This window comes from Bradyrhizobium denitrificans (assembly GCF_013179005.1).
GTDB lineage: Bacteria > Pseudomonadota > Alphaproteobacteria > Rhizobiales > Xanthobacteraceae > Bradyrhizobium > Bradyrhizobium denitrificans.
Genome location: NZ_JABFDP010000066.1, coordinates 1 through 10,278, shown reverse-complemented (window position 1 = coordinate 10,278; position 10,278 = coordinate 1). Strand labels below are relative to the sequence as shown.

Here is a 10,278-nt window from a genome sequence, read left to right as displayed (position 1 = left end):
GAATCTGAGGGTCGGACGTTCGAATCGTTCCGGGCGCGCCACCTATCTCTTTCAATTGTAACGGATTTCTAGAGCGGTCCGAAATTACCCCAGACTAAAATTTCCGTTTAGTCTGGGTTTTAGTCTGGGGAAATTTTTGTCTCGACGCGACGCTCGTCTTCAATCCACGAAGCCGCAGGGTATCGTAAGCGCTACCGAATGATCGGCCAGGGTTGTCCCGAAGAGATGTCGGGATGGCGCGGTTCGTCATCAACTCGGCCATGCTCATCCCGCAGTTCCTCGATCTCGACCAGACACGCTTCCGCCAGTAGCGACTGGGCGTCTTTGGCCAAGGCAACCCCGAACAGCTCCCGGCGAAGGTCGGCGAGCGATACGCTGAACACCTCATATGCGTTCGCGGTCCAGCCTTCGACCGAGCGTCGCCCGAGCGCGGCATTGCGCAGCGCATGCGCAAGTCCCCCGTCGTAAGGCCGGTGCTCGGCCGCGTAACCCTGAACCAGCGCGCGAATGATCGCGGGGTTGGCGAACTCGATCAGAGCGGATTCGAGGATTGATTTCGGCGGTCCGCTGTTCAAGCGTTGATAGGATTGCAGCATCTCTTCCTTGAGCGCTGGGAATTCCTCGCCAAGGTGCGCGAGCTGCCTCGACAGGTAAAAGGAATCAACGCCCCCCGCATTGCCCAACTCTCCCTCGCAGACCAACTTGAGAAGGGTCTGGCCGGATTTCTCGGTGCTGACCTTGATGACGGCCCGTGCCCATTCATGTCGGGCCAACAGTCGGGGATCGCGGCGCGCGAGCGCCTGAAGGACTTCGAGGGCGTTTTCATGCGGGCTCTTCGCAAGCGCCGACAGCAATCGATCTAGCGAATCCACATACCGATATTGTTCTGGGAGTCGGTCAAGCAGCCCGAGCACAGCCTGGGGATGGTCAGAGAACGCGAAGAGCTCGATCCAATTCATCAGTTCGCCGCGGTTCTCATCGAGCCGCCAGGACTCCTTCTTGCTGGCCTCAAGCAGTTCGTCGAATCCAGCTACGAGCACATCCGACCGAAGGACTTCGCCAGCCATCGCGCTCGCGATGAGGAGCCGCTGCTTCGCCGCGTAGGGTACAGGGAGGGTAAGCAGGTTGTCGATCTCGGCACGCTTCGAGCCGTGCGGCATACCAAGGCCCATGACCGCGAGAGCGATGGCATGCAGTTGGATGCGCGACTCCGCCGCGCTGGTCCCGAGGGACCTCGCGACGTTAAAAATCGCTTCCGCATCATCACAGGTCGGAAGCGTTTCCGGCGCCTCGCGGCGTTGCTTTTCAAGTTGCTTCGCGCGGGAATAGTCCTGCCCGAACGCCGCAATCGGCGCTTTTCCCGATGGATGATCGCGATTCCAGATTTCCGCGAGAGCCCCAGCCGCATGCAGGCCGAAGCGCGGATCCGGCAGATACTCCTTCAGAGCGGCGGCAGCGTCGTTTCCGATCGCGACGAACGCGCTTCGGTATCCCTGCGTGTGGTCGTGGGTCACGTCGGGCGAGCTGGGACTGCGATGAGCCGCTTTGGCGCGCTCCTCGCGTGCCCGCGCCCAATCAGTCAAGTCGCGCTCCAGCATCTGGCGCAGGCCAGGCACGAATTGCGGATCGGGAAAACGGATCATCGCCCGGGACACGGCAGCGAGATGATGGCGGTTGGCCTGTCGCGATTCAAGCAGCGTGTTCATCCAGCGCTGAAGGGTGCAGACCATGGCGGCGCGCATGTTTTCCTGGATATTCGAGCGCTCCTCGTCTCCTCCGGGTCTGCCGTGCCAGCGCATAAGATCGGCGAGAAACTCGATACGGACCGGATCGTCCGTCTCCGCGCGCTCCAGGACAGCCGTCAGGAACAAGTCATCGCGCGAGGCTCCGACAGCGGTCCGCAACCGCCCGTATTCGTCCCGCTCGGCCTGATGCTCCGCGCGCCCCCAGCCGTTGCGATCGTGCTCATAAGCCTCATGCAGCTTGAAAAGCCGGTCGATCATCGCGCCGATGGTTTTGGGACCGACAACCACGAAGGCCGCCTGCATCACCATTTCGGGAGTCCCGGCGTCGAGCAACGCGTCTACAACAGGACCCTCGTCGAGGGCGTCACCTCCCGCCAAAAACTCGCGCGCACGGAACGGCAGCTCCATGCGCGCGGCGATGCGGCGCTGAAGCGCCCGCCGCACCGGCGCGGGATAGGTGGCCTGCGCCTCCTGGAGAGCATGGGCTGCCACGTCGCCTCTCGCGGGAAAGCTCGGTGCTGCGATCAACTCCTCGATCCGCGTTTCCGTTTCCGCGTCCTTGACCTGACGCGCGGCAAGCCTCCTCAGGCCGTTCACGGGATCCGTTTCGGTCTCGATCTGCGTTCCCCGAAGGCCGGCTAGCCTCTGGTTCTGTACGGGATCGGCGAGTTCGTCAGGATACCCGGAGCCGGCCGCAAGTTCCCAGACTGCGTCGGACGCGGTTTGCAGAATTTCCGTCACCATCCGGTCGGCGCGCCGGAATTGCAGCGCCTGGAGCACTTCGAGCACCGCATCCGCGCTCGGGTCGGCCTTCGCCACACGGACGGCCAGCTCCATGCTATCGAAGCCGCCGTAGCTCGCGATTTCCGCCACGACATGCTTGCGCGTTTCCAGCGGCAAGGCCGCGAGCTTTTGCTCGGCACCATCGCCCAAGACCGACACCCGAAAGCGCGAGGGCGAGCGCACGGCGGCCAGATAGACCTGTTGGTCGGGATTGGAAATCAGCGGCCAGATTTGCGGCGCGAATTCAGGCCGACCGGTCGTCATCATAAAGCGGGCCGCGCGATCCACCTTGCGGGCCGTGTGCCAGCGCGCCGCGAAGGCCGTCGTTTCCGCACCGATCAGCGCCCAAACTCCGGGTGACGAGCGGAAGATCATTTCGGCCGCCAGCATCGGATCGATCCCGAGCGTTTCGCGGATCGCACCCGCGACCGCCTGCGCGCCAGCAGCGTTCTCGCGCGATAACCGCTCGCAGGCGAACAGGACCGATTCCTCCCAAGCGGGCCAGTTCAGAATTTCGTCCCGAAGCTTCGTTCGCGCGGCCGCGTCGCCGTTCGCCGCCGCGCGCATGATCCTGCCGACATCGAGCGAGGCGTACCATTCCTGGAATTGCTGGTGCTGGAATGAAATGCCGCCGGAGGAGGCGCGGATCAGGAGATGGTTGCTTACCAGAACCTCGATTGCCGTCGCGGGCTGCGGCGGGATTGTGAATTGCCCCGCTGCGGCCAATTGTGCACCGACGTCCGCGATGACCCGGTTGGCTGACGTGTCCGAGAGCACCGTATTTGCGGCGCGGTTGGCCTCGACGCTGAGGCCGGTCAGCATGTCACCGTGAAAGCCGAGCAGTTCCTTTTGCAGGATCGCCGCCTTTTGCGGCTCCTCTTCGTGTTGCGTAACGAAAAGCCGCAGGACCTCCTCCTTCGTCTGCGGGAATCGCGCGCCGGGCGTGCTGCGAAGGAGCGCCGTCAGGTAGAGGGGGATGGTCACGAGATCGCGCACGCCCGGCGTGCGCCAGGCCTGATCCACCAGCGCTTCGCCTTCCTGCCCCCGCAATGCTCCTGCCAGCTCGAGTTGCTGGCTCTCGGAAAGCGGGTCGACTTCGACGACAGCGCCAGAAATCGGTAGGAGATTCCGCCGCGTTCCGATCACGATGCCGAGCAGCGGATAATCGCGTCTGAGCGCCTTCAATAGACGCGTTGCGGCGACCCGCGCGGCCGGATCGAGTTCGTTCCATCCGTCCAGCAGCAGCGCAAAACGGCCATGATAGGCGAGCTGCATGAAGTGCTGCGGACGGAACGTCCCGAGAGCGTTGCGTCGCGTCAGGAAGGTGAAGAAATCCTCGCGGCGGTCGGACCATTCGCCCAAGGGTACGAGTCCCGGGACCATTTCACCGGCCTCAACCAACGTTTCGGCAAGTTGGACCAGCGTCGTCGACTTGCCCGTGCCGGGCGGCGCGACGAGATTCAAGGTTTCGGCGGCGTCGAGGCCATTGGCCAGGCCTTTGATCGTTACTGCGTGCGCACTCCCTCCGTTGCCGCGGAGTGTCAGGCTGAGGGCGATGGCATGGGATGGCCATTCCTTGGTGTTTCGGAAAGTGGCGATGTCGCGCCGGGCGGCTGGCAGCATGCGCGTCAGCACCGCTTCGAGCTGGTCTTCCTGCGGCAACGCTAGCGAGAGGAGGAACGCGCGGTCTTCCTCGTCGAGTTCGACGACGAGCACCGGGCGCCGATAAGTCCCCGGCGCGGCGGTCGCGATGTCCCGAAGCGCGCGCGCTTCCGCGTCGTGCTTCCACCTGCGCAAATGCTCGACCGTGAAGCGCTCCTCGTCGGTGTCGATCAGCTTGGCGCAGAGTTCGCACAGCCAGATTCCATTGCTGGCCGCGCGGCGTTCCTCCTGCGTCAGGGAGGGATCGTGTCTCTTGCCGCCGGGCGCCGCGGCCGTGATATGCGCCGCCTCTCCGACATTGACGAAGCTGTGTTCGGCCATGGCCGGACCTGAAGTCGGACGCAAACACTCCGGATTGGAACAGCGATGACCTGCCCGGCTTGCCAGGGTTCGGATCGTCGCAGCTCGGAATTCGTCGCGTTTTGTCATCCCAAGATCAAAATGCAGGTCACGCCTTCGCCGTTCTAGCATTACATCAGGCCGGCCCGGCGCTAGCCCGGACCCCATTGGTTTATATATCGTTGAATTTGCCTATTGGGGCTTGTCTTATATCAGATTCTTCAAACTGGCATTTGGTTTGAGAATATGCCATATTATCAAATATGGCTAGATCGAAAGATGGGCTCTTAAACCGGCTTGGACAGGAGCTCCCCGAGGGACTTCTGGTCGATGCCGCTTGGCTCAAGGCACGTGGCTACTCGCAGCAACTCCTTAGTCACTACGTGAGCGCGGGCTGGCTCAAACAACCGACACGCGGAGTCTACTGCCGGCCGCGCGGGCCGCGTTCCTGGCAACAAGTCGTCGTCTCGCTTCAGGCCATGCTTCAGTATCCGGTGCTCGTTGGCGGCCGCACGGCCCTCGAAGCACAGGGGTTCGCCCATTACCTCGTACAGAGCATCACCGAGGTTCATCTTTACGGCCCGAAATCGCCGCCGCGCTGGCTCGACAAGCTCAGTCTCGGCGTGAGCTTTCTCCATCACAACGACCGCAAGCTTTTCAATCACAGCCTGCCGCTCAGGGGCCTCACGCACCTTGAACGCAAAGACGGAGGTCAAGACGATCAGAGCCGAAACAAGGATTGGGTCGTTCAAGGCTGGGGCGAATGGGACTGGCCCCTGGCTCTCTCGACGCCGGAGCGCGCGATCCTCGAGCTCCTTGACGAACTGCCGAAACGCGAAAGCTTTCATCAGGCCGATATGCTGATGCAGGGTCTTTCCAATCTCAGCCCGCGCCGCTTGCAGAGACTCCTTGCCGAATGCCACAGCGTCAAGGTGAAGCGGTTGTTCTTTTATTTTGCCGATCGGCACGCGCATGCCTGGCTGAAGCGGCTTGACCGCAAGGCCGTTGACCTTGGAGAAGGCAAGCGCATGCTGGTGAGAGGCGGCAAGCTCGACAAGACCTATCAGATCACCGTTCCCGGAGACCTCGATGCCGTTCAGTGAAAGCTACCGCAAGCAGGTGGCTCTCCTCATTCGCGTCATCCCGATTGTCGCGGAAGAAACATGCTTTGCGCTCAAGGGCGGCACGGCCATCAATCTCTTTGTTCGGGACATGGCGCGCCTCTCGGTTGATATCGATCTCACTTATCTCCCGGTGCAGCCTTATAAGGAGTCACTGGCCGCTATCGATGCCGCGATGGGCCGCATAGCCGCTCAAGTCAAAGCCAAGATTGCGAGATCGACAGTCGCGGAAGGGCAGAAAGGATCGCGCACGCATCTCTTGGTCCGCGCTGACGGCGCAACAGTAAAAATCGATGTCACGCCGGTTTTGCGTGGAACGATTCACGACCCCGAAACAAAAAGCGTCACCGAGAAAGTCGAGCAGGAGTTTGGCTTCGCCGAAATTCCGGTCCTGTCTTTCGCCGACCTCTATGCCGGGAAGATCGTCGCCGCCCTCGACCGCCAACACCCCCGCGACTTCTTCGATACCCGCGAACTCTACGGGAACGAAGGCGTCGATGACGCCTTGCGCCGAGCTTTCATTGTCTACCTCGAAAGTCACGCGCGGCCGGTCCACGAGGTCTTGACGGCGCGGCGCAAGGACATGACCCTCGACTACAATCGCGGTTTTGTCGGGATGACTCACGAAGCCGTGACTCTCAAGGAGCTGATCGAAGAACGGGAAATTCTGATCTCGGATATTGTTGGCACCATGCCCGACGATCATAAGAAGTTTCTCTTATCCTTCGAGCGCGGTACGCCGGACTGGAAGCTTATTGATCTTTCCGGAGCCGCGGAGTTGCCGGCGATCAAATGGCGCCAGGAAAATCTCAATAGCTTGCCGAAGGAACGGCGCGCCGAGCTTGTCGCCGCGCTGGAGAAGATACTCTCTGCTTGAGCGGCTGGGGATTTTAGTTGTCCGATGGTTGCTCGACTACAGGCCTTCGGGTCCGCCGGTCGACCTTGCCGGCCCGTTCATGCGACGACCGTTCAGGCCGTAAAGCGGTTTCAATTATGGGGCGATGCGAGCGCGTTATCCGCATGATGCACCGCTAGCGGCCGGAACGTCAGTGGAGGAGCGCTTTCCTGCTCCCAGCCTTGGCGAAGGCGGAAGCGCTTGCAGCCTTAAGCCGACGGTGGCGCGATCTTGGGCCGCATGAAGGCCGATTGCTGCGACGGAGACGGGAGGCATCGAGAACGCGTGAGATGAGCGAACGGCCCGAAGTCGACGGTCCAGGCCGGAACTTGCATGAGCTTGTCGTATCGGCGCTGCGCCTGGGCGCAATGACGGCGATAGGCCTTCGCATCGCAGCCGTTCACGGCGCAGAAGTGACGCTCGATTTCGTCGAACATCGCGGGCGTGAAGCGCCCGTTCGCGACCATCACCTTGATGAAGCCGGGATGCTCGACGAAATGGCACATGCGGCACGTGGTCCTTAAGCCGAGCAGGCGCGCGATGCCCATCCTTGCGTCATAGACCCACTCCTCATGCGCGTGACGCTCGGCGCCAACCGGGGCCGAATTGCAAAATTCGCATTTGGGGGCTCGCTCGAACTGGACGGCCCTGAGCCTGTTCCATTGCCCTTGCGTAAGATGCTTGCGCAGATTCTCACCCCACAGCAGCCCCGGTACCATCGAGATCGAAAGCTTGTAATCTGCCATGGATCATCTCCTCGGAGTTGTTGCGGCCCATCGAAGGGCGGCCCGATCCTTAGCGAGACGGCGAGTTGCGCTTGCACGGGAGAATGGCGCTTGTAAATCTGGGCCATGGTTACGCTCTCCCGGCTATGTACCGAGATGAGGCGCTCCAGGCGCCACCTGTCGCCGCGCACGGCGCGGGATTGGTGGACCAAGGGGTTACTGCCGCGTCCCCGCCGCCACGGGCTTGGGCGCTCCAAAGGCACCGAAACTTTTTGGCCCAACCCGCGCGTCGTCGAGCAGGCGAAATTGACGCATGACTTGCTCGCGCGACACAGCCGGACTTACTCGGTGCGTATCGGCTTGTGGCTCTCCGGCTATCCGGTCGAACTGAAGGCGGTCCGCGTTGCTTTGAAAACACTCATCGCGCGCAATCATCCCCGGCGCGATGCCAAGGCAGGAAAGATGCGCTTGGATGATGCTGTTGGGCTGCCGGCCGCAAGGGTGGGACGGAAGCTGCTGCAATCCGACGCCCCCCTCGACGTGAGGCAAGCTGCAATCGGGTTCTCGGAAGAGTTGCTTTCGGTTTTTTTTGGTGTTGGTAGCGAGCCTGAGATTTACGGTCTCGCTGAGCTCGTGGCAGCGACTGCGCCGTACTGGCTTAATAAGGCAGAGCGACCATTTCTTCCTGACGATGAAAGCATCCTATGGCTGATGAATCATGTCCAAAAGTGGTTCTCCTTGCCGATACAGCGGAAGATCCGGCGTTCGGCAACCAACTACGAGTTCGTCCGGGCCCGGCGCGTGCTTCGCATCGTTTTCGGGAATTTCGATCGCACCTCGCAGTCACTCCCGGCAAGCGAACGCGAGGCGCTCCAGGAGCAAAGCCGTCTTGCCGTCATTATCCTGAGCCGGGCGGTACTGCTTCCGCTCATCCAGATCCTAAGGGATCAGCCCATCCCGCGCCTCATTCCGGCGCTTCTGGATGCGAGCCGTAAGATGAAGCTGACGCTTCGCGGCGATCGCGCTTTTGCTAGCTAGCTCTGGGCTGCGGCCTGTCCGCAGTCACTCGAAAAGCTCCCTGTGAATTCTTCACTTGGGTGAGCTGGGATGTGGCCCGTTGGCCGTATGTCGGAGACATCCGTCCCGCCGTTTCCGTCTGGCGGTGCACTGGTGGTTCGACCAGGACTCGTTTCCACATCCCACTTATCGGAAGACGAGCAACCGTTATCGCGAAGCAACCCCTCGATCCCAAACGGGAAGACCTGCGGCAGCACAAATCGCGCTTTCAGTCGAGAGCAGCAGGAGCCGGTAGCCATCCTCCTCGTAAAGGGGATACTGTCCGACTTCGTAACACTCACGCACATATTGTAGCGCCGCAACCGCTCCTTTCAGGCTTCCCGGCACCGTGGTGGCGAGCCGACGCGAGGCCTTTATTTCAGCACGACCGAGTGCTCCTTCGGCCTCGCAGAGGCCAGCCAACTTGGCCTCTAGCTCGGCCCTCCTGCCGCCGGGCGCACGCCGCAGCTCGCGCTCGGCAGCATCCTGCTCCGCGAGTAGGTGCCCCAGCTCCTCGAAGGCCCGACGGTGGCCCTCAATGGCATCGAGGATCGGGTCGGGCGCACTCGGACCAGGAACGCTTGCAGCCCGTGAGGCCGTGATGACCCCGGCCAGGGCGACGGCGCCGCCAGTGACAAACAGCCGACGCCGAACGGCCGGGCCACCAGGAAAGATCGAACGACTCGTGGTATAGGCAGAATCAGCCTGAGACATGGTGTACTCCATGTTGAGGGTTAGGCTCGTGCAGGTGTTCCACCACCTGTGCGGGCCGCTTGCCTGGCCTGTCGCGGCCAGTGCCGCGAATCGAATCACGACCGATTCGTTGCGTCAATGGATATGCGCGACTTTCAGCAGGACGCGCAGGAATCGTTCGCGGCTAAAACTCCGAAAAATATCGGCTCGGATTTCAACCGAGCAATGCTCGATTTTCGTGCGAAAGCCGATCGCGGTTCTCGGCTCCTTTGCGTCTTCTGCATTCGTAACAAAGGAACAACACGGCCAAGCTTCGTCCGAATTACCGGATCAAAGTATTTCAGCTTTTCGTAATCCAGCGCCAGTTCTGATGATGGGGACCACCCCTGAGAATTAGACGTCATGGAACTCGCGCTTCGGGCGCCATCCGACTGGATCTGCTATCCAGCGGTTGATGTCCGATTCATGCCAGCCTGTCCCGTTGATACTGATCTTAATTTGAGCCGGGAACGTGCCCTCAGCGATCTTGCGGTAGATGGTGGACCGGGACAGTCCGGTCCGGGCAAGAACGGTTTTCAAGCGGATGATACGGTCTGGTTCGCGCATGGCCGCCCTGCCTCCTGCCGGCTGTTTTTGACGACTTCTGAGACCAGACAGGACGGGCGATTGCGGGAGCGCAAGAGAGTTTTCGCGTTGCCGCGCTATGGGGTAGAGCCGGCGGAAAATAGGATGGATCAGATTCCGATGCCGCGGCCTCTACCGAGGTCAATGCCGTGGGAGAAGGCGAGTTCGAGGCCGAGCCGGCGGCCTGACTCGAAGGCGATGCCGAGCTCCCGCTTGCGATTGTCGAGGAGCGATTCCAGTTGCGGATCGCGTTCGAGGCTTCTTGCCATGTCGCCCATCGCCGAGCGCGTGGCCCTGTAGCCGGAGAAATCGCCCGCCTGATACTGGCGCTGGCTGGCTTGGTCGAGCCTCTGCCAGTCCTCCACAAAGCGGTCGGCGCGGCGGCTAGGGGCGATGCGCAATTCGGTCTCGAGCTGGAGCGCGCGGATGGCGCGGTTGACCCGGCTGCCAGCCGCCTCGCGGGCAAGGTCCGGATCCTTCTTGTAGGCGGCTTCGGCGTCGACCGAGCCATAGGGCCGCACGTCCTCGAAGACCCGGCGGGCCTTTTGCAGTTCTTTCACCTGCTCGGGACTGGCCTCGCCGCCCATCTCCTGCGCCTCGAAGATCGCATCCACGGCGCGGGCATGGCGCACGAG

General features: G+C 61.8%; 7 protein-coding genes and 1 pseudogene. 3 read left to right on the top strand and 5 right to left on the bottom strand.

Annotated elements, in window-relative coordinates; genetic code table 11:
- Nucleotides 1-191 precede the first annotated feature (191 nt).
- Nucleotides 192-4,511 carry an NACHT domain-containing protein gene (locus HL671_RS37570; protein WP_172244175.1) on the bottom strand — a complete coding sequence of 1,440 codons (4,320 nt, stop codon included), beginning with the start codon at nt 4,509-4,511 and terminating at the stop codon, nt 192-194.
- A gap of 281 nt (nt 4,512-4,792) precedes the next feature.
- Here HL671_RS37570 and HL671_RS37565 point away from each other — a divergent pair, with 281 nt between their 5' ends.
- Nucleotides 4,793-5,632 (top strand): type IV toxin-antitoxin system AbiEi family antitoxin domain-containing protein, encoded by an 840-nt coding sequence (locus tag HL671_RS37565; RefSeq protein WP_172244172.1) that lies wholly within the window; start codon nt 4,793-4,795, stop codon nt 5,630-5,632.
- Nucleotides 5,619-6,527 carry a nucleotidyl transferase AbiEii/AbiGii toxin family protein gene (locus HL671_RS37560; RefSeq protein WP_172244169.1) on the top strand — a complete coding sequence of 303 codons (909 nt, stop codon included), beginning with the start codon at nt 5,619-5,621 and terminating at the stop codon, nt 6,525-6,527. Before HL671_RS37565 ends, HL671_RS37560 begins: the two co-directional genes overlap by 14 nt.
- A gap of 227 nt (nt 6,528-6,754) precedes the next feature.
- Here HL671_RS37560 and HL671_RS37555 read toward each other — a convergent pair whose 3' ends face one another.
- The gene (locus HL671_RS37555) at nt 6,755-7,291 is read right to left on the bottom strand and encodes a hypothetical protein (RefSeq protein ID WP_172244166.1); all 537 of its coding nucleotides are present in this window, start codon (nt 7,289-7,291) and stop codon (nt 6,755-6,757) included.
- Nucleotides 7,292-7,618: 327 nt separating this feature from the next.
- On the opposite strand from HL671_RS37555, the gene HL671_RS37550 reads away from it, so the two are divergent.
- Complete coding sequence (locus HL671_RS37550; protein WP_172244163.1) at nt 7,619-8,308, top strand: hypothetical protein; 690 nt, start codon at nt 7,619-7,621, stop codon at nt 8,306-8,308.
- Nucleotides 8,309-8,494: 186 nt separating this feature from the next.
- Here the strand turns inward: HL671_RS37550 and HL671_RS37545 are convergent, their stop codons facing one another.
- From HL671_RS37545 to HL671_RS37535, 3 genes and pseudogenes are all read right to left on the bottom strand, one after another.
- On the bottom strand, nt 8,495-9,040 hold the full coding sequence (locus tag HL671_RS37545) for a hypothetical protein (protein ID WP_246706074.1): 546 nt from the start codon (nt 9,038-9,040) through the stop codon (nt 8,495-8,497).
- Between the two features lie 372 nt (nt 9,041-9,412).
- Complete coding sequence (locus HL671_RS37540) at nt 9,413-9,625, bottom strand: helix-turn-helix transcriptional regulator (protein WP_172244158.1); 213 nt, start codon at nt 9,623-9,625, stop codon at nt 9,413-9,415.
- Nucleotides 9,626-9,753: 128 nt separating this feature from the next.
- Nucleotides 9,754-10,278: pseudogene (locus HL671_RS37535) on the bottom strand (Ti-type conjugative transfer relaxase TraA); the annotation flags it as partial.

What these genes read in the sequence shown, in the direction of transcription:
- HL671_RS37570 (WP_172244175.1), bottom strand. Translation starts at nt 4,511, where the DNA reads ATGGCCGAACACAGCTTCGTCAATGTCGGAGAGGCGGCGCATATCACG.
- HL671_RS37565 (WP_172244172.1), top strand. Translation starts at nt 4,793, where the DNA reads ATGGCTAGATCGAAAGATGGGCTCTTAAACCGGCTTGGACAGGAGCTC.
- HL671_RS37560 (WP_172244169.1), top strand. Translation starts at nt 5,619, where the DNA reads ATGCCGTTCAGTGAAAGCTACCGCAAGCAGGTGGCTCTCCTCATTCGC.
- HL671_RS37555 (WP_172244166.1), bottom strand. Translation starts at nt 7,291, where the DNA reads ATGGCAGATTACAAGCTTTCGATCTCGATGGTACCGGGGCTGCTGTGG.
- HL671_RS37545 (WP_246706074.1), bottom strand. Translation starts at nt 9,040, where the DNA reads ATGTCTCAGGCTGATTCTGCCTATACCACGAGTCGTTCGATCTTTCCT.
- HL671_RS37540 (WP_172244158.1), bottom strand. Translation starts at nt 9,625, where the DNA reads ATGCGCGAACCAGACCGTATCATCCGCTTGAAAACCGTTCTTGCCCGG.